The following is a 17,219-nucleotide window of genomic DNA, read 5'->3' on the forward strand; positions in this document are numbered from 1 at the left end:
GTTCGTCATCCCGCCCGGAAACGCTCCGCGTGCTCGTCCGCCCACTGCGCGAACGTCCGTGCCGGGCGGCCGGTCACCCGTGTGACCGTGTCGTCCACGGTCGTGGAGGCCTCATCGTGCGCGGCGTACCAGCCGATGACATACTCGGCGTCCGCCCGGGACACGCCGGTGGCCGTCAGCCTGACGATCGCCTGTTCGTGCGTGATCGGCTCGAAGGCGATCTCGCGGCGGACGGCCCGCGACAGGATCGCGATCCGCTCACGTGGGGTCAGCGGTTCGGGTCCGGTGAGGTTGTACGCCTGCCCCGCGTGGCCGTCATCGAGCAGTGCGACGGCCGCCACGGCCGCGATGTCGGCCTCGTGCACCAGCGCGCTGGGAAGGTCGTACGGTTCCCTGACCACTCCCTCGGCCCGGATCGACGCCGCCCAGGTCAACGTGTTGGACATGAACTCCTGTGCTTCCAGACGCGTCCATTCCACACCTGAGTCCGCCACCGCCTTCTCGACCGGGCCCACCGCGCCACCCCACAGCACCGTGATGCGCTCAACGCCCGCGGCCACCGCCCGCCGGACCAGCTCGGGCCCGACCTCCGCCAGCCCCGCCGTCACCGTGATGTGCAGCCGGCCGACGCCGTGGAGTGCGGCGTCCAGCTTCTCTGGCGCGTTGTGCGTCCCGCCCACCAGTTCCACTCCGGCCGGAAATCTTCCCGCGTTCGCCGCCGGGTCCCGGGTCAGGGCCCGAACGTGCTCTCCCCGGCGTACCAGCTCTGCCACAACGTGCCGGCCGGTGTTCCCGGTGGCACCCGTCACCAAGGTCGTCACAGTCAAGTTCCTTAGGTCGTCCTGCCTGGATGCGTCGCCGACGAGCCTAGAATCTCAAGCGGACTTGAGGTCAACCGCGTGAGGGCCGCGTCCTCGTGGGTGAGGCCGATGCGCCGGCCGTCCTGGACGAGGCACCAGGTCGCGGCCGGCCCGGTGGCGAACGAGCTTCGCCATGCCGAGAGGGTCGGCGACCTCCTGGATCGGTAGGTCAAAATGGCCTGCATGCCAACCGCACAGCCGTCCCCGTTCAATGACTATGACCGTTTCGCCGAGGCGTACGCGGCCGAGAACGAGGCCAGCCTCCTCAACGCCTACTACGAGCGGCCCGCCATGCTGGAGCTCGCCGGAGACGTGACCGGCCGGCGGATCCTCGACGCCGGCTGCGGCTCGGGCCCCCTGTTCTCCGCGCTGCGCGATCGCGGCGCCCTCGTGACCGGCGTCGACGTGAGCGCCGGGATGCTGGAACTGGCCCGGCGGCGGCTGGGCGCCGACGCGGACCTGCGGGTCGCCGACCTGGCCCGCCCGCTGCCCTTCCCCGGCGACGTGTTCGACGACGTCATCGCGTCCCTGGTGCTGCACTACCTGGAAGACTGGGGACCGACGCTGGCCGAGCTGCGCCGCGTGCTGAGGCCCGCAGGCCGGCTACTGGTCTCGGTCGAGCACCCTTTCGCGATCACCCTCATGCGTCGCCTGGCCGGGGACAAGACCAACTATTTCGAGATCCGCAACCGGACCGAAGAGTGGACCATGGGCGGGCAGACCGCCCAGATGAGCTTCTGGGACCGGCCGCTGCACGCGATGACCGACGCCTTCGTTGCGGCCGGCTTCCGCATCAGCGTCATCAGCGAACCGCCACCCGCGCCGGAAGCCCGCGAACTGTTCCCCGAACTCGCCGCCCCGAGGTTCCTGGGCTTCCTGTTCTTCGTTCTGGAAGCCGGCTGACAGCCGCGTCAGCCGCCACCCCGCGACTCGTGCCGGCAGAGGCAGAACGGGTGCCCCGCAGGATCGGCGTAGATCTGGAACCGCCCGGCCGCCTTCCGATCCTCCGCCGGCTTCAGCAGCATGGCCCTCCGCGACATCACATGGTCGTGCGCCACAGCATGCCGTGGTCCTATTCGTGAAGAGGCCGTGTCAGACCTGGCCGTGCGCCCGGCCAGGTCCTTCGGACTCCGCTGCGGCACCTGGAACGCCGAGAGCGGCCAACTCCATCAGTCTGGTGTTCGCGGCGTCGTGAACGTCTGGCGCCAGGGGATCGCCGTCCGCCCCGTCGTAGCCGGACAGGTACTGTTCGATCGGCGCCAGTGGCAGGCCGAGCCGGACGATGAGACCGGCGAGATAGCTGTCGCGCTGGTCGACCTGCCGGTCCCAGCGCGTATCGGTGACCACGCACTCGTAAACCGCGTCGGCGGCCCCGGGCTCGGCCGGCGCGCGCCGCACGGCGGCTCCGCGGCCACGCTGGAGCTGCCCGCGGAGCGAGGCCGGGTCGTCATATTCGATCATCACCATGCAGTATGCCCGGTGATGGAGGCAGGGGCCGCTCCCTGATCGCGTCACCCCGCGCCGTCGGCCCAACGACCCTGGATTCCTTATGATGGTCTGTATCAGGGAGTGATAGGGAAGAGGTGGTGTGGTGTTTCGGGGGATCGGGGCGGGTGAGATCGTGCTGCGGAACGAGGCCACGCGGGTCGCCTGGACGGTGCGGTTGCCCGCGTTCGAGCTGGCGGTGCATCCGGTGACGCGGGATCTGTACCGGTCGGTCGTCGGCGGGGCGGCGGGGAAGGAGCCGGTGACCGACGTGTCGTGGCGGGACGCGCTGCGCTTCTGCAACCGGCTCTCGGCCGAAGAGGGTCTCAACCCCTGCTATGTCATCGGGGACGATCCCGACGCCCTTGACGTGGTCCGTGACGAGAGCGCCGACGGGTACCGGCTGCCGAGTGAGGCGGAGTGGGAGTACGGCTGCCGCGCCGCCACCACCGGTGAGCGCTACGGCGACCTCGACGCCATCGCCTGGCACCGGGGCAACTCCGGCGGCGCCGCCCGCGAGGTGGGCACCAGGCGGCCGAACGCCTGGGGCCTGCACGACACGATCGGCAACGTGTGGGAATGGTGCTGGGACCTGTTCGACCCGGTGGCCTACGGGCCGTATCGCGTGTTCAGGGGCGGCGGCTGGCAGGACACCCCGCGGGGCTGCCGCGCCTCCGCCCGCCGCAAGTCGCACCCGTCCCTGCGCATCGACGACCTCGGCTTCCGCCTGGCCCGCGGTTCCGGGGCGCCCGGGTTCAGCCGGGCGTGCGCTGGTTGAGGTAGGGGTCGCGGCCCACCTCGGCGAACGACTCCACCACCCCCGGGCCCTCCAGCCGGAAGTCGCACCCGTCGGGCGACTCGGGGTTCAATACAGCGTTCCATTGCAGGAGCGCCTTGATGTTCGGCATCGTCTTGAGCGCCGCGGGGATGCCGCGGAACCAGTCGGCCTTGGCCGCAGGCCTGCGCGGGTCGACCTCGGTGCCGTACTCGCCGATGATGATCGGCTTGTCGTCGAATCCGTTGGCCTGGAACCAGTCGTAGGTGGGCCTGAGGGTCTCATCGAAGCTCTTCCACGGAGCTCCGCGGCAGGTCGCGAAGTTGTACGGGTCGTAGCTGATCCAGTCCACGTACTCGTCGCCCGGATACAGGGCCTTCCACTGGTCCTTGTACTCCATGAACCCGGTCACGGCCCACACCCAGATCACGTTGGTGACGCCGAGCTTCTGGAAGCGGTCGTGGATGTGCCGGTAGGCGGCCACGTACTCCTTGGGGGTGCCGCTGGTGGTGCGCCGGTCCATCTCGCCGTCGAAGCCGATCATGACGGGCTTGCCGTACTTCTTGATGCGCTGGGCCTGTTTGTCGATGACGGAGGCGTCCATGGTGCCGGAGGCGATGTCGCGCCACAGCAGGGTGCGCTCCGGGCTGCCCCAGATCTTGGCTTCCCAGCTCAGCAGCAGGATGCGGTCGCGGCCGAGTGCGACCTCGTCCTCGCGCATGAACGTTCCATTGGGGCCGGTGGACATGTCGTGGTAGCTGAAGACGATGTCGAGCTTGCGGCCCAGCTGCGACTCCATGTTGCCGACGGCCTGGCCGACGGGGGTGCGGTTGCCCGGCGGGGCGATGTACATGCCCCAGTACGCGCCGCACGGCGGCACCAGCTTGTCGCCGGCGGCGCAGGTGGAGGCCGGGGAGGCGGGTGCGCTCGTGCTCGGAACGGCGGGGGCCGTGCTCGGGGCGGCGGTGGGGGGTGGGGTGGTGCTGCAGCTCGCGGCGAGCAGTACCAGGAGGCTTGCGGAAGCCGTCCATCCGGCTCTCGCGAGGCCGCGCCGTCCCGCGGAAATAGGCGACAAGACCAGCCGCTCCTACTCATCGTAGTAGTTTATTATTAAAGCATATTGCAGGACTTCAACCCCGTGATGACGACTATAGGAGTGCGCCGGCTCGGCCGTACCTGCAAATTTGCTGTGAATCTACGATGATCAACAGTCAGCGCTCGATCAGCGTGACCTCAAGGGAGTAGAGCGAGGCCCGGTAGACGTGCGAGCCGTGCTCGACGGCGCGGCCCTGGTCGTCGTAGGTGGTGCGGACCATCGTCAGCAGCGGCGCGCCCCGCCGCTCGTCGAGGAGCTTGGCCTCGGCCGGGTTGGCCGCCCGCGCTCCTATGCGCTGGTTGGCCACCCGCATGCGGACCCCGGCGCCGCGCAGCAGCTCATACAGGCCGCGGCCCTCCAGGTCGGCGGCGGTGAGCCTGGCCAGGCCGATCGGCAGCCAGTTGTGCAGGACGGCCAGCGGCTCGCCGGAGGCGAAGCGCAGGCGCTCCAGGTAGAGGATCTCCGTGCCGGCCTCGACGCCGAGGATGGGCGCGATCTCCTCGGCGACCGGCCGCGGCTCCAGGGCCAGGACCTGCGTGGCGGGCTCCTGCCCGGCCCTGCGCAGGTCGTCGTAGAGGCTGGTGAGCTCGACCGAGCGCTTGACCTGGCCGTGCACGACCTGGGTGCCGACGCCGCGCTTGCGTACCAGCAGGCCCTTGTCGACCAGGTACTGGATCGCCTGGCGGATCGTCGGGCGCGACAGGCCGAGCCGGTCGGCGAGCAGGATCTCGTTGTCCAGCCGCGATCCGGGCGCCAGATCCCCGCGCCGGATGGCCTCGGCGATCTGCTCGGCCACCTGGAAATACAGGGGCACGGGGCTGGATCGGTCCAGATCGATCGCCAAGGGTGCGGACATGCTGATCAGATTATCCGAGGTCAGAATGTCCTGACAAATAGCCGGGAAGCTCGCTCAGCGTGGCGATCCTCGCGAACCCCTCCGGAGCGGTCTCCACGCCCAGGCGATCCAGCCACAGCGAGCGCATCCCGGCGGCCGCCGGGCCGGTGACGTCGTTGACGAGGTCGTCGCCGACGAGCAGGATCGCGCCGGGCTCCAGTCCCAGGCGGTCCGCGGCGGCCAGATAGGAGGCGGGGGCGGGCTTGAAGTGCCCGCCGAGCACGTCGCCGCTCAGCACCGGCCCGAGCTCGCCGAGCCCGATCGCGCGCATCTTGGCGATCTGGACGGGGCTGCTGCCGTTCGTGAGCACGCCGAGCCGGTAGCCGCCGAGCCGCGCGAGAGCCTCGTGCACGTCGGGGTAGGGGCTCCAGCCCGCGCGATAGTGCCGGGTGAACGCGGCGAACGCCGCGTCGAGATCCTCCGGTACGGCCAGCCCCAGCGCCTGGCAGATCCCGCGGATCCGGCGCCGCCGCTGCTCCGGCAGGTCGCACTCCCCGGCGTGCCAGGCCGACAGGTGCACCTCCTCCAGCTCCGCCCACACCGTCGCGGCCCGCTCGGGCAGCGGCAGGCCGGGCGCACGGGCGGCGATCCAGTCCTCGATCCAGGCGGCGATCCCCGCGTCGGCGGCGGCGCGATGGTCCATCAGGGTGCCGTCGAGGTCGAAAAGGATGCCTTTGATCACCCGCCCATCCTTCCGCACGCACCAGGCTTCTTTGGCAAACCATGACGAACCGGTGCCACGGGTCCGACCTACGCTGGGATGGATCCGTAGTCAGGAGGAACCATGAAGTTCATGGACGTCCACCACGGTATGCAGGGCATCACGGCAGATCAGCTGCGCGAGGCCCATGACGCCGACCTGGCCATCCAATCGGAGGAGAGAGTCACCTTCGAGCAGGCCTGGGCCGACCCCGACTCGGGGCTCGTCTACTGCCTGTCGGACGCGCCGGACGCCGCCGCCGTTCAGCGGATCCACCAGCGCGCGGGCCATCCGGCCGACGAGATCCACCCCGTGCCGCTGACGATCTGAGGGGGCGAGGAAACATGATCGAGGTCAAGAACGTCGACAAGCCCGACGAGCGCCGGGACTTCCCGCGCGGTCACCTGGAGGTGTGCAACCTCAGCGGGCTCAGCTTCGGCATCGCGACCATGGAGCCCGGGTGGAGGTGGTCGGAGTCCGTCAAGCCGATCGCCGGCACGGAGCTGTGCGAGGTCCACCACAACGGCTACGTCGTCCAGGGCCGCCTGCGCCTGCGCATGGGCGACGGCACCGAGGCCGAGGTCGGGCCCGGCGACGTGTTCGTCTGCCCGCCAGGACACGACGCCTGGGTGGTCGGCGACGAGCAGTTCATCGTCTACGACTTCGCGGGCGGCGCCGCGGAGTACGCCAAACGCGAAGGGAGCTAGTCCGGCCATGGCTGCGGCGGGGCGCGGGCCCCGCCGTACGGGCGGGGAGGGGGTGTCAGCTCTTGGGGACCCAGCGCTCGCGCAGTTCCGGCGGCGTCGGCGGGTCGCCCGGCAGCGGGCGGGCGGCGGAGGGCAGGCGGATGGCGTCGAGCACGAGGGCGAGGTAGCGGCGGCGCAACTCGGCGGTGCGGGCCTCGTCGCCCAGGCGGACCGAGGCGAGCTGCTCGAACAGCAGGGCCACGTCGGAGTTGGTCACGTCCGGGCGCAGCGCGCCGGCCTCGCGGGCGCGGTCGGGTACGGCGTGCGACAGCTCGCCCCCGCGCGCCGACAGCTCGAACAGCTCGGGGGTGGGCTGGAAGGTGCCGGCCAGCGAGATCGTCAGCGAGTGCGTGTCGGCGTCGACCACCTCCTCCATGAAGCGGGCGAAGGCCTCCCACGGGTCCATGCCGGGGTCGAGGGCCCGCTCGCCGGCGGCGTTGTAGGCGCGCATGCCGTCGGCGCAGAGTTTCTGCAGCAGCGCGTCCTTGCTGGGGTAGCGCCGATAGAGTGCGCTGATGCCCACACCGGCGCGCTCGGCCACGGCGGCGATCGGAGCGGAGGGGTTGGCGGTGAAGACCTCCTTGGCCGCCTGGAGGATCACCTCGTCGTTGCGCGCGGCCTGCTTCTTGCGTCCGCTCATCGGTGTGCTCGTCATCTTCCCACTGTAGCATTGGAACGGAGAATTCCGTTCTATATTGTAGGTCTTAATGTCACGACAAATGGTTGACAGTGGAGCGTGGCGGGACTAGAACCGGGGCAAGCCGTTGGTCTTGGAGGTTGAAGCCATGAAGCGAACCCGGATCGTGGTGGCCGTGCTCGGCGCCCTGGCGCTGGCCGGATGCTCGGGCGGAGGCGGGGCGGGCCAGAGCGCCGCGAGTTCCCCGGCCGCGGAGGCGCCGGCGGCCACCGGCGGCGCGGCGGGCACGTACGCGGTGATCACCCACGCCGCGGCCGGCGACAAGTTCTGGGACGTGGTCAAGAAGGGCGCCGAGGCCGCGGGCAAGCAGTACGGCGCGAGCGTCACCTACCAGGGCGACGGCGACGCTGGCAAGCAGTCGCAGCTCATCGACCAGGCGGTCTCGCAGAAGGTCGACGGGATCGTGGTCTCCATGGCCAACCCGGACGCGCTGAAGGAGTCGATCGGCAAGGCGGTGGCCGCGAAGATTCCCGTGGTGACCATCAACTCCGGCGCCGAATCCTCCAAGGCGTTCGGCGCGCTCACCCACGTGGGCCAGTCGGAGGACGTGGCCGGGCGCGGCGCGGGCGAGCAGCTGAAGGCGGCCGGGGTGTCGAAGCTGCTGTGCGTGATCCACGAGGCCGGCAACGTCGGGCTGGAGCAGCGGTGCAAGGGCGCCGAGCAGAGCCTCGGCGGCACCGTCGAACGCCTGCAGGTGGACGTCAGCAACCTCGCCGACGTCACCTCCAAGGTGGCGGCCAAGCTGCAGTCCGACACCTCCGTCACCGGCGTGCTCGCGCTCAACCCGGCCGTGGCCGTCGCCGCCCGCGACGCGATCAAGGACGCCGGCTCGCAGGCCAAGCTGGCCACCTTCGACCTGTCGCCCGACGTGATCGCCGCGATCAACGCCGGGGAGGTGCTGTTCGCCGTGGACCAGCAGCAGTACTTGCAGGGCTGGCTGCCGATCACCTTCCTCAAGCTCTACAAGGACAACCTCAACACCGTGGGCGGCGGGCTGCCGGTCAACACCGGTCCCGGCTTCGTCACCAAGGACAACGCGGCGCAGGTCGAGAAGCTGGCCGGCGAAGGCACCCGATGACCGCGGTCAAGTCCGACGAGCGGCTGGCCGACGTCGGCCGGCTGCGGCGGACGCTGATCCGCCCCGAGCTCGGCGCGGTCGTCGGCGCGATCATCGTCTTCGCCTTCTTCGCCGCCCAGTCGCCGGTCTTCCGCTCGCCCGCCGGCATCGCCAACTGGCTCGACCCGGCCGCCACGCTCGGCATCATGGCGGTCGCGATCGCGCTGCTGATGATCGGCGGCGAGTTCGACCTGTCGGCGGGCGTGCTGACCGGCACCACCGGGCTCATCCTGGTCACGCTGGCCACCGAGTACGGCGTGAACGTCTGGCTCGCCATGCTGATCAGCCTGGCGGTGGCGCTCGGGGTCGGTTTTCTCAACGGGATCGTGGTGACCCGTACCAAGCTGCCCAGCTTCATCGTGACGCTCGGCTCCTTCCTCATGCTGCAGGGCATCAACCTGGGCGTCACCAAGCTGATCACCGGCACCGTGCAGGTCAGCGGGCTGCGCACGGCCTCGGGCTTCGAGTCGGCGCGGGTGATCTTCGCGGGCACGATCCAGATCGGGCAGGTGCACTTCCGCGTGGCGATCCTGTGGTGGCTGGCGGCGACGGCGCTGGCCACGTGGGTGCTCATGCGTACCCGCGCCGGAAACTGGATCTTCGCCGCGGGCGGCAACGAGCAGGCCGCCCGCGCGGTCGGCGTGCCCGCCGCCCGCACGAAGATCGCGCTGTTCATGACGACGGCGTTCGCCGCGTGGCTGGTCGGCTCGATCATGGCGCTGCGTTACACGTCCGTGCAGGCCAACATCGGCATCGGGCAGGAGTTCATCTACATCATCGCCGCCGTCATCGGCGGCTGCCTGCTCACCGGCGGGTACGGCTCGGCCATCGGGGCCGCGATCGGCGCCGTCATCTTCGGCATGGCCGACAAGGGCATCGTCTTCCTGGGCTGGGACGCCGACTGGTTCAAGTTCTTCCTCGGCGCGATGCTGCTGCTGGCCACCCTCGCCAACCGCCTGGTACGGCGTTACGCGGAAGAGGTGAAGCGGTGATCCTGCAGACCAGGGCGATCGGCAAGGCGTTCGGCTCGGTGCTGGCGCTGCGCGAGGTGTCCATGGGCGTGGCCGCCGGGCAGGTCACCTGCGTGCTCGGCGACAACGGCGCGGGCAAGTCCACGCTCATCAAGATCCTGTCGGGGGTGCACCGGCACGACGCGGGTGAACTGCTGCTGGACGGCGCGCCGGTCAGTTTCGCCAGCCCGCGCGCGGCGCTGGACCACGGCATCGCCACCGTCTACCAGGACCTGGCGATGATCCCGCTCATGTCGGTGTGGCGGAACTTCTTCCTCGGCTCCGAGCCGCGCAAGAGCTTCGGCCGCTTCGACGTGGCCAAGGCCCGGCGGGTGGCCCGCGAGGAACTGCATGCGATGGGCATCGACATCCGCGACGTCGACCAGCCGGTCGGCACGCTGTCGGGCGGCGAGCGGCAGTCGGTGGCGATCGCGCGGGCGGTTCACCTGGGCGCCCGCGTGCTCATCCTCGACGAGCCGACCTCGGCGCTGGGCGTCAAGCAGGCCGGGGTGGTGCTGCGCTACATCGCGCGCGCCCGCGACCGGGGGCTGGGCGTGGTGTTCATCACCCACAACCCCCACCACGCCTACCCGGTGGGCGACCGTTTCCTGCTGCTCAACCGCGGCACCAGCCTCGGCGAGTACGCCAAGGCCGACATCACCCGCGAGCGGCTGACCTCGCTCATGGCCGGCGGCGCGGAGCTGGAGCAATTGGAGCACGAACTGCGCCGCGAGTGAGCTCACTCCTCGCCGGGCAGGTCCCGGTCCAGGCGGGAGGTGGACAGGTCGGAGCCCCACAGCAGCTCGCGGCGGACGGCCCGTTCCGCGTCGCCGGTGTCGTGGACGGGCCGCGGCGGCTCGGGCGCGCTCTCGGCGTCGGCCACGTGGGTGGCGTCGGCGTGGTCGGCGTGCTCCGGCGCCGCGCCCGCCCTGGCGGTCTTCTCCATCCGCCCGGCGGCCTCGTTCACATCGCTCATAGGGGCAACGCTAGGGCGCGGTGGTTCAGCGCCGGGCCAACGGCGTGCCAAGAAGAGCGGGTTCGCGCAGGGCGGGGACGACCTCGCGGGCCAGGCGTTCGACCTGCTCGTCGCGGTCGTCGCCGGAGGGCATGAGGTTGAAGGAGGTGAAGCCGATGCGCTGGAAGCCCCGCAGGGCGTCGATGAGGCGGGCCGGTGTGCCGGTGAGCGTACCCGGCTCGGCGGTGGGCTTGTCCTGGACGCGGATGGCGAGGTTGTAGGCGCAGGTGATCTCCTCCGGGGCGCGTCCCGCCTCGTGCGCGGCGGCCAGCAGGCGTTCGCGCATCGCGGTGACCTCCTCGGGGCCGGCGAAGCCGTAGCTGGGGATCCAGCCGTCGGCCAGGCGGCCGGTGACGGCCAGCGCGCGGGGGCCGAAGGTGCCGAGCCAGATGGGGATGCGCCGCGCCGGCTTGGGTTCGAGGTCGGCGGCCTCGGTGCGGTGGTAGCGGCCCTCGAAGGTGAAGGCCCGCTCGCTCCACAGGCCGCGGATGATCTGGACGGCCTCGGCCAGCCCGTCGACCTTCTCGCGGGCCGTGGGCACCCGCATGCCGTACGCGCGGAACTCCTCGTCGGAGTAGCCGCCGCCGAGGCCGAGGATGAGCCGGCCGCCGGACAGGCGGTCGAAGGTCTCGGCCATCTTGGCGACCATGGCGACGTTGCGGTACGGCACGCCGAGCACCCGGGTGGCGACTTTGATCCGCGTGGTGGCGGCGGCGATCCAGGACAGCATGGTCCAGGTCTCGAAGCTGTCGTGCGTGGTGCAGGGGTGGTCGGCGCAGGAGACGTAGTCGAAGCCGAGTTCCTCGGCGCGGCGGGCCTGGGCGACCGGGTCGGCGCCGGGCGCGGCCGAGGTGGAGATGTTCAGGCCGAAGGTTGACATGACAACAACCGTAGGCAGGGAGATGGTGACGTGTCAACTACACTGGCGGGCATGACACAGGACGCGCGATGGCTCGACGAGGTGGAGGCACGGGCGTGGCTCGGCTACCGGCGGATGTTCCTGCTGCTCAACCGGGAGGTCGCGCGGGACCTGGCGCAGGAGTGCGGCCTGTCGGAGGCCGACTACGACGTGCTGTCCAACCTGTCGGGCGCGCCCGGGGCCAGCGTCCGGCTGACCAAGCTGGCCGCGCACCTGAAGTGGTCGAAGAGCCGGCTGTCGCACCAGCTCACCCGCATGCAGCAGCGCGGCCTGATCTCCCGGCAGGAGCATCCCTCCGACGCGCGCGGGGCGGTCATCGTCCTGACCGAGGAGGGCCTGCGGACCATCGAGGAGGCCGCCCCCGGCCACGTCGACTCGGTGCGCCGGCACTTCATCGACCTGCTGACTCCGCAGCAGCTGGCGGCGTTCGGCGACATCGCCTGGTCCGTGGTCGAGCGGCTGGACAAGGCCGCCGCCGCCCGTCAGTCTTAGAAATCTACAATGTAAAGGCGTCCGCGTGGTGTTTCCACGTGCTCTAACGTGACAAAGCACGCAAAACTCAACCAAGGAGCTGCATCGTGGCACGCGACGCCGTCTGGGCGGTCATCACCGGCATGTACGAGGCCTACACCCGAGGCGACCGGGACGGCATCGACCGCCGCCTGCACCCGGAGGCCACGATCTTCGACTCCGACCACCCCGGCCTGATCACCACCCGCGAACAGCTCAACAAGGTCCGTGACGCCCGCCCCGACGAGGGCCGGGTCACGCTCACCGCCTACGACGAGGTCGTCGACGTGTGGGGCGAGAGCGCGCTGGCCCGCTACGTGCTGCGCGTCGCCTTCGAGACCGGCGCCCCGCAGATCGTGCGCACCACCTCGGTGCTGCGTCGCGAGGGCGGTGAGTGGCGCATCGTGCACGTGCACGAGAACACGCTCTGACCTGCGGGTATGCTAGGGCTCCAGGGCAGGGTGCACACCGCCGGCCGTACCTGACGGGCGGTGTGCACACCGACGCGGACAGGGGGCGTGCCTAGGGTGCGGCCAACGTCGCGCCCCCTTCCGAGGAGCATCCATGACCGCTACCTCCGCGCGAACGCTCCCCATCGGGGCGGCGTTCGACCGGATGCCGTTCACCCGCCGGCACGTGCTGATCGCGCTGGCGCTGTTCGTCGCGTTCGTCATCGAGTCGTGGGAGCAGCTCGCGCTGATCTACGTCGCGGGCGATCTGGGCGGCGCCTTCGGCATCGACGAGGCGGGCATCGGCATCGTGCTGTCGGCGGTGGCGTTCGGCATGATCCCCGGCGTGCTCATCTGGGGGCCCGTCGCCGACCGCGTCGGCCGCAAGCCCACCGCCTTCTGGTCGCTGCTGGCCTACGGCGTCATCGCCCTCGCCTCGGCCTTCGCGCCGAACCTGCCCACGCTCCTCACGCTGCGGGTGGCCTCCGGCCTGGCGCTGGCCGGCGTCTACACCATCACCTTCCCCTACTTCCTGGAACTGCTGCCCACCCGCCACCGCGGCCGCGCCGCCGTCTACCTGTCGATCGGCTGGCCCATCGGCATCCTGGCCGCCATCGGCGCCTCCCTCGCGTTCGGCGCCATGGGCTGGCATGTGGTCGTGATCGCCAGCGCGGTGGCCGGGTTGTGGGCGTTCGCGATCCGCGCCTGGGTCCCCGAGTCGCCGTACTGGCTGGCCGCCCGCGGCCGCCAGGACGAGGCGCGCGCGGTGCTGCGCCTGCTGTCCAGCCCCGACGCCGACGTCGAGTTCACGGTCGCGGCGCGCCGCCCCGGCAACCCGCTGGACCTGTTCCGCGGCAGGCTGGCGAAGATCACGATCGCGATGCTGTTGCTGAACTTCGCCTTCAACTGGGGCTACTGGGGCCTGCAGACGTGGCTGCCCACCCTGCTGCAGGAACGCGGCCTCACCCTCGACGCCTCGCTCGGCTTCGCGGCGCTGAGCGCGCTCATGATGATCCCCGGATACGTGAGCGCCTCGCTGCTGACCGGCCGGTTCGGCCGCAAGAAGGTCTTCCTGGTGTACGTCGTGGCCGCCGCGCTGGGCGGGCTGTGGTTCGCGCTGGCCGACAGCACGTGGGAGCTGTACGCGGGCAACTTCGTGCTGTCGTTCTTCAGCCTGGGCGCGTGGGGCGTGTGGAACACCTGGAACGGCGAGTTCTACCCGACCGCGCTGCGCGGCACCGGCTACTCGTGGGCGACCGCCGCCCAGCTGGTCGCCACCACCGCGGCGCCGTCGGCCGTGGGGGCGCTGCTGGCCGGGGCGACCGGGTTCACCACGACCATCCTGATCATCAACGCGTTCATGGTGGTCACGGCGCTGCTGGCCGTACCGCTGCCGGAGACCGAAGGCCGCGAGCTGGAGTGATCGTCGGCGTCGCACCCGGGCGGCCCGCGACCACGGTCGCGGCCGTGCGCGACGGCGCGCTGGTGTTCTCCCGGCAGTTGCCGGCCGCGGCCGGGCCGCCGTTCGGCGGCTTGGCGAAGCTGGCCGGGGGGCTCGGGGCGCGGGCCGTCTGCGTGGCGCTGGACCTGGAGGAGGCCGAGCTCGCGCCGGTGGCGGCGATCCGGGTGGGCGGGCCGTGTCCCGAGGTGCTCGGGCCGCACCCGGCCCACCCCGGCGGGGCGGCGACGATCGTGCGGGGCGGGCACAGCCTGACCGGCCGCGCGCTGGCGCCGCTGGACGTCGAGGCGGTACGGCGCTTCGCCGCCTCGTGCGGGCTGAGCGACTTCGCGGTGACGGCGACCGGCTCGCCCGTGCTGTCCGACCACGAGCTGGCGGTGGCGGAGATCGTGGCGGCCGAGGTGCCGGGGGCGCGGATCACCCTGTCGTACGAGTTCGGGCGGGCGGGGCTGCGCGAGCGCGAGGAGGACGCGATGCTCAACGCCGCCCTGGGACCGGCGGCCGTGCGGGTGGCGCGCGAGGTGGAGCAGGTGCTGGACGGGCTGCCGCTGTACTTCGCCAGGACCGGGTACGGGCTGGTGTCGGCGCACTACTTCCGCCGCTATCCGCTGATCTGCCGGTTCGGGGCGACGGCGAGCCTGGCGCGCGGCCTGGCGGTTCTGGGGGGCGAGGGGGATGAGGGGGCGGCGCGGGCGTTCGGGGCGGCGCTGGGGCAGCCGGTGGCCGAGGTGGAGCGGATCGTGCAGGCGCGGGGGCGGGCGGAGCTGGACCGGGTTCTGCGCGACGCGCGCGACGAGGCGCTGACCCGGGTGGTGAGCGCGGGGGCGGCGCCCGGGTCGGCGTCGATCGCCTCGCTGACGGTCAACCCGCTGTCGTACCTGCCGCACGGGCTGTACCGGGTGCGGGCCTCGGCGGGGGGAGCGACGCCGTGATCATCGGGCCGGGGGAGCTGGGGCGGTTCGCGGCCGGGTCGCGGTTGTTCGCGACGGGGGCAGCGGAGTCGTCGTACCGGCTGGTGCTGGACTGGGCGGGGTCGGTGATCGGGCGGGGCGTGCCGGTCGTGGCGGCCGGGGCGCTGGCGGGGGAGACCGTGTGCGTAGCGGTCTCGCTGGTGGGTTCGACGACGGCGCTGGGGGAGCAGCTGCCGGCGGGCGATGAGCCGGTGCGTGCGGTGCGGGCCCTGGAGCGGCGGCTGGGCGAGCCGGTGGGCGCGGTGGTGGCGCTGAACCTGGCGGCGGAGAACGCGCTGCTGCCGCTGGTGGCCGCGGCGCTGCTGGGGGTGCCGCTGGTGGACGGCGACGGGACGGGGCGGGTGTTTCCGCTGGTGGAGCAGACCACCTACACGCTGGGCGGGGTGAGCGCGACGCCGCTGGCGCTGGCGGGGGGCGGCGGGGAGCTGGTGGTGCTGGAGACGGCGCCGGACCGGGTGGAGGCGGTGGTGCGTCCTTTGGTGCTGGCGATGGGCGGGTGGGCGGTGGGCGCCTGCTATCCGATGAGCGCGCGGGAGCTGGCGGGGGCGATGGTGCCGGGGACCGTGGGGCGGCTGCTGGAGGCGGGGGCGCCTGGAGCGGATCGGGCGGTGGCGGCGCCGTACGGGATGAAGACCTTGTGCCGCGGCGTGATCGCCGCGGTGGAGGGGAGCAGCGGGCACGGCGCGGACCTGGAGCTGCCGTCGCTGCCGTCGAGCATCGTGGTGGAGGAGACGGGCGGGCTGCGGCGGCTGGTGCGGCTGGAGGCGCACAACGAGATCGTGCTGGCGCTGGCCGACGGCGCGCCGGTGGCGATGGCGCCCGACCTGATCTGCCTGGTGTCGGCGGTGGATCAGCTGGTGGTCGACGTGGACAAGGCGGCGCCGGGCATGGAGGTCGAGGTCATGGTGGTGCGGGCGGCTCCGGTGTGGCACACCGAGCGGGGGCAGGAGCTGGGCGGGGTGCGGGCGTTCGGGGTGCCGTTGTGAGGGCGCGGGGGTGGGAGTCGCCGGTGACGGTGGCCGAGCTGGTGGACGCGGGACCGCTGGCGGGGGCGCACATGTACGGCAGCGGCGCCAATCCGGTGCATCAGGTGCGGATCGTGGACGAGCTGGGCGTGTTCGCCGATGTGGTGCCGCACACCGCGGTCGTCCTGATCGGGGCGGCGGCCTCGGGCGGGTGGGCGGTGGAGATGGCGATGCGGCGGGCGTGGGAGCAGGCGGCGGCGTGCGTGATCGCGCCTTCCAGCGCGCTGAGCTCGGGGTCGGGGGAGGTGCTGGCCGAGCGGCTGGGCGTGACGCTGATCTTCGTGGACGGCGATCCGCTGGTGACGGCGGTGGAGGTGGCTTCTGCGGCTTCGCGTCCGGAGGCGGCGCGCACGCAGCTGGTGGCGCGGTGCGCGACGAGGATCGCCGAGGCGGGGGCCTCGGCGCGGCGGGTGCTGGGGGTGCTGAACGCGGAACTGCCGGGCACGTCCGTGGCTTTTCTCGATCGGTACGGCACGCGCCTGGCCGGCCGGGCCGCCGGGCTCACCGAGGGCGGCCCGGGTGCGGGCGCCGGCGGGGAGCGGGTGCTGGTGGACATGGATCTGCCCGGCGGGCTGGGGCGGCTGGTGGCCTCCGGGGCGGTGCGCTCACCGGGCTGGCCGTCGGTGGTGCGGACCGTGCTGGGTCTGGCCGTGGCGGCGCTGAGCGCGTGGGCGGCGGGGGAGCGGCTGGTGGCCGGGCGGGAGTTCGCGGTGCAGGAGGCGCTGGCCGAGCGGCTGCTGGCGATGCCGGAGGCGCTGCTGGACAGCGTGCCCGAGGAGAGCAGCGTGCCCGGGGAGAGCGTGCCCGAGGCGGGCGTGGTTCCCGGTGCGGTGGGGGATGTGCGGGAGGCGCTGGGCCGGGCGGCGGCGCTGGGGTGGGCGGTGCGGGGGCCGGTGAGCGGGTTCGTGGTCCGGCCGGTGGGGTGGCAGGCGGAGCCGGCCGAGCACGCGCTGGTCAGGGAGCTGCTGGTGGGGGCGTTGGGGGCGGTGCCGGTGATGCGGCGGGGTGAGGGGTGGGCCGGTTGGGCGGAGCTGGGGCCGGGGGCGCTGGCCGTACGGCTGCAGGAGTGTGCGCGGTTGCTGCCGCGGGCGGTCGCGGCGGGGGCGGGGCGGCAGGTGGAGCGGCTCGGCGCGGTGGGGGAGTCGCTGCTGGGGGCCGAGGCCGCGGCGTTCACCGCGCGGGCCGGGGCGGTGGCGCGCGCGGATCGGATGGGTCCTGCGGAGTTGCTGGCGGCGTTGCCCGCGGGGGTGCTGCGGGCGCCGGCGGAGGTGGTGCTGGGGCCGTTGCGGGCGGCGGACAAGGACGGGAGCCTGCTGGCGACGCTGGCCGCGGTCCTGGACGGGGGCGGGGCGCTGCGGGCGGCCGAGCGGCTGGGGGTGCACCGCAACACGGTGACGACCCGGCTGGAGCGGGTGCGGGCGGCGGGCTACGACCTGGAGGATCCGGCGACGCGCCTGGCCCTGCATCTGGCCGTGCACGTCAGCCGGTGA

21 protein-coding genes are annotated in these 17,219 nt (G+C 72.0%); 13 read left to right on the forward strand and 8 right to left on the reverse strand.

Translation table 11 applies throughout. The features are described from left to right. Positions 1 to 5 precede the first annotated feature (5 nt). Positions 6 to 821: an NmrA family NAD(P)-binding protein gene (locus ACFWY5_RS42800; RefSeq protein WP_379638268.1), complete on the reverse strand. Its 816-nt coding sequence runs from the start codon at positions 819 to 821 to the stop codon at positions 6 to 8. A 222-nt stretch (positions 822 to 1,043) separates the two neighbouring features. Here ACFWY5_RS42800 and ACFWY5_RS42805 point away from each other — a divergent pair, with 222 nt between their 5' ends. After that, positions 1,044 to 1,763, forward strand: coding sequence for a class I SAM-dependent methyltransferase (locus ACFWY5_RS42805; RefSeq protein WP_379638269.1), 720 nt, complete (start codon positions 1,044 to 1,046; stop codon positions 1,761 to 1,763). A gap of 189 nt (positions 1,764 to 1,952) precedes the next feature. On the opposite strand, the gene ACFWY5_RS42810 is transcribed toward ACFWY5_RS42805, so the two are convergent. Next, positions 1,953 to 2,321: a hypothetical protein gene (locus tag ACFWY5_RS42810; protein WP_379624150.1), complete on the reverse strand. Its 369-nt coding sequence runs from the start codon at positions 2,319 to 2,321 to the stop codon at positions 1,953 to 1,955. A gap of 130 nt (positions 2,322 to 2,451) precedes the next feature. Here ACFWY5_RS42810 and ACFWY5_RS42815 point away from each other — a divergent pair, with 130 nt between their 5' ends. Further along, positions 2,452 to 3,123, forward strand: a complete 672-nt coding sequence (locus ACFWY5_RS42815) for a formylglycine-generating enzyme family protein (RefSeq protein ID WP_379624152.1) — start codon at positions 2,452 to 2,454, stop codon at positions 3,121 to 3,123. On the opposite strand, the gene ACFWY5_RS42820 is transcribed toward ACFWY5_RS42815, so the two are convergent. The 3 genes from ACFWY5_RS42820 to ACFWY5_RS42830 all read right to left on the reverse strand — a co-directional run bounded on the left by ACFWY5_RS42820 (position 3,101) and on the right by ACFWY5_RS42830 (position 5,793). After that, entirely contained in the window at positions 3,101 to 4,195 is a 1,095-nt protein-coding gene (locus ACFWY5_RS42820; RefSeq protein WP_379624154.1) for a glycoside hydrolase family 26 protein, read from the reverse strand. The genes ACFWY5_RS42815 and ACFWY5_RS42820 overlap by 23 nt on opposite strands. A gap of 136 nt (positions 4,196 to 4,331) precedes the next feature. Beyond that, positions 4,332 to 5,072, reverse strand: coding sequence for a GntR family transcriptional regulator (locus ACFWY5_RS42825; protein ID WP_379624156.1), 741 nt, complete (start codon positions 5,070 to 5,072; stop codon positions 4,332 to 4,334). Between the two features lie 10 nt (positions 5,073 to 5,082). After that, positions 5,083 to 5,793 carry an HAD family hydrolase gene (locus ACFWY5_RS42830; RefSeq protein WP_379624158.1) on the reverse strand — a complete coding sequence of 237 codons (711 nt, stop codon included), beginning with the start codon at positions 5,791 to 5,793 and terminating at the stop codon, positions 5,083 to 5,085. Positions 5,794 to 5,895: 102 nt separating this feature from the next. Here ACFWY5_RS42830 and ACFWY5_RS42835 point away from each other — a divergent pair, with 102 nt between their 5' ends. Next, positions 5,896 to 6,141: an SCO4226 family nickel-binding protein gene (locus ACFWY5_RS42835; RefSeq protein WP_379624160.1), complete on the forward strand. Its 246-nt coding sequence runs from the start codon at positions 5,896 to 5,898 to the stop codon at positions 6,139 to 6,141. 14 nt (positions 6,142 to 6,155) lie between these two features. Next, the gene (locus ACFWY5_RS42840; protein WP_379624162.1) at positions 6,156 to 6,518 is read left to right on the forward strand and encodes a cupin domain-containing protein; all 363 of its coding nucleotides are present in this window, start codon (positions 6,156 to 6,158) and stop codon (positions 6,516 to 6,518) included. 55 nt (positions 6,519 to 6,573) lie between these two features. Here ACFWY5_RS42840 and ACFWY5_RS42845 read toward each other — a convergent pair whose 3' ends face one another. Next, entirely contained in the window at positions 6,574 to 7,212 is a 639-nt protein-coding gene (locus ACFWY5_RS42845) for a TetR/AcrR family transcriptional regulator (protein ID WP_379624164.1), read from the reverse strand. Between the two features lie 130 nt (positions 7,213 to 7,342). Here ACFWY5_RS42845 and ACFWY5_RS42850 point away from each other — a divergent pair, with 130 nt between their 5' ends. From ACFWY5_RS42850 to ACFWY5_RS42860, 3 genes are read left to right on the forward strand one after another with little or no spacing between them, the layout of a single operon-like run. Continuing rightward, entirely contained in the window at positions 7,343 to 8,332 is a 990-nt protein-coding gene (locus ACFWY5_RS42850) for a sugar ABC transporter substrate-binding protein (RefSeq protein ID WP_379624166.1), read from the forward strand. Continuing rightward, positions 8,329 to 9,363: an ABC transporter permease gene (locus ACFWY5_RS42855; protein ID WP_379638270.1), complete on the forward strand. Its 1,035-nt coding sequence runs from the start codon at positions 8,329 to 8,331 to the stop codon at positions 9,361 to 9,363. The genes ACFWY5_RS42850 and ACFWY5_RS42855 overlap by 4 nt, the downstream gene beginning before the upstream one ends. After that, entirely contained in the window at positions 9,360 to 10,118 is a 759-nt protein-coding gene (locus tag ACFWY5_RS42860) for an ATP-binding cassette domain-containing protein (protein ID WP_379624170.1), read from the forward strand. Before ACFWY5_RS42855 ends, ACFWY5_RS42860 begins: the two co-directional genes overlap by 4 nt. 2 nt (positions 10,119 to 10,120) lie before the next feature. On the opposite strand, the gene ACFWY5_RS42865 is transcribed toward ACFWY5_RS42860, so the two are convergent. Further along, on the reverse strand, positions 10,121 to 10,357 hold the full coding sequence (locus ACFWY5_RS42865) for a hypothetical protein (RefSeq protein WP_379624172.1): 237 nt from the start codon (positions 10,355 to 10,357) through the stop codon (positions 10,121 to 10,123). A 25-nt stretch (positions 10,358 to 10,382) separates the two neighbouring features. Next, on the reverse strand, positions 10,383 to 11,276 hold the full coding sequence (locus ACFWY5_RS42870; protein ID WP_379638271.1) for an LLM class flavin-dependent oxidoreductase: 894 nt from the start codon (positions 11,274 to 11,276) through the stop codon (positions 10,383 to 10,385). A 51-nt stretch (positions 11,277 to 11,327) separates the two neighbouring features. Here ACFWY5_RS42870 and ACFWY5_RS42875 point away from each other — a divergent pair, with 51 nt between their 5' ends. From ACFWY5_RS42875 to ACFWY5_RS42900, 6 genes are all read left to right on the forward strand, one after another. Then, positions 11,328 to 11,807, forward strand: coding sequence for a MarR family winged helix-turn-helix transcriptional regulator (locus tag ACFWY5_RS42875; RefSeq protein WP_379624175.1), 480 nt, complete (start codon positions 11,328 to 11,330; stop codon positions 11,805 to 11,807). 86 nt (positions 11,808 to 11,893) lie between these two features. After that, positions 11,894 to 12,256, forward strand: a complete 363-nt coding sequence (locus ACFWY5_RS42880; protein ID WP_379624176.1) for a nuclear transport factor 2 family protein — start codon at positions 11,894 to 11,896, stop codon at positions 12,254 to 12,256. A 133-nt stretch (positions 12,257 to 12,389) separates the two neighbouring features. Then, positions 12,390 to 13,697 carry an MFS transporter gene (locus ACFWY5_RS42885; RefSeq protein ID WP_379638272.1) on the forward strand — a complete coding sequence of 436 codons (1,308 nt, stop codon included), beginning with the start codon at positions 12,390 to 12,392 and terminating at the stop codon, positions 13,695 to 13,697. After that, positions 13,694 to 14,665, forward strand: a complete 972-nt coding sequence (locus tag ACFWY5_RS42890; RefSeq protein ID WP_379638273.1) for a hypothetical protein — start codon at positions 13,694 to 13,696, stop codon at positions 14,663 to 14,665. Before ACFWY5_RS42885 ends, ACFWY5_RS42890 begins: the two co-directional genes overlap by 4 nt. Beyond that, a complete protein-coding gene (locus tag ACFWY5_RS42895; RefSeq protein ID WP_379638274.1) occupies positions 14,662 to 15,690 on the forward strand; it encodes a DUF917 domain-containing protein in 1,029 nt (342 codons plus the stop codon). Before ACFWY5_RS42890 ends, ACFWY5_RS42895 begins: the two co-directional genes overlap by 4 nt. Continuing rightward, a complete protein-coding gene (locus ACFWY5_RS42900; RefSeq protein ID WP_379638275.1) occupies positions 15,687 to 17,219 on the forward strand; it encodes a PucR family transcriptional regulator in 1,533 nt (510 codons plus the stop codon). Before ACFWY5_RS42895 ends, ACFWY5_RS42900 begins: the two co-directional genes overlap by 4 nt.

The organism is Nonomuraea sp. NPDC059007 (genome assembly GCF_042740555.1).
Classification (GTDB): domain Bacteria; phylum Actinomycetota; class Actinomycetes; order Streptosporangiales; family Streptosporangiaceae; genus Nonomuraea.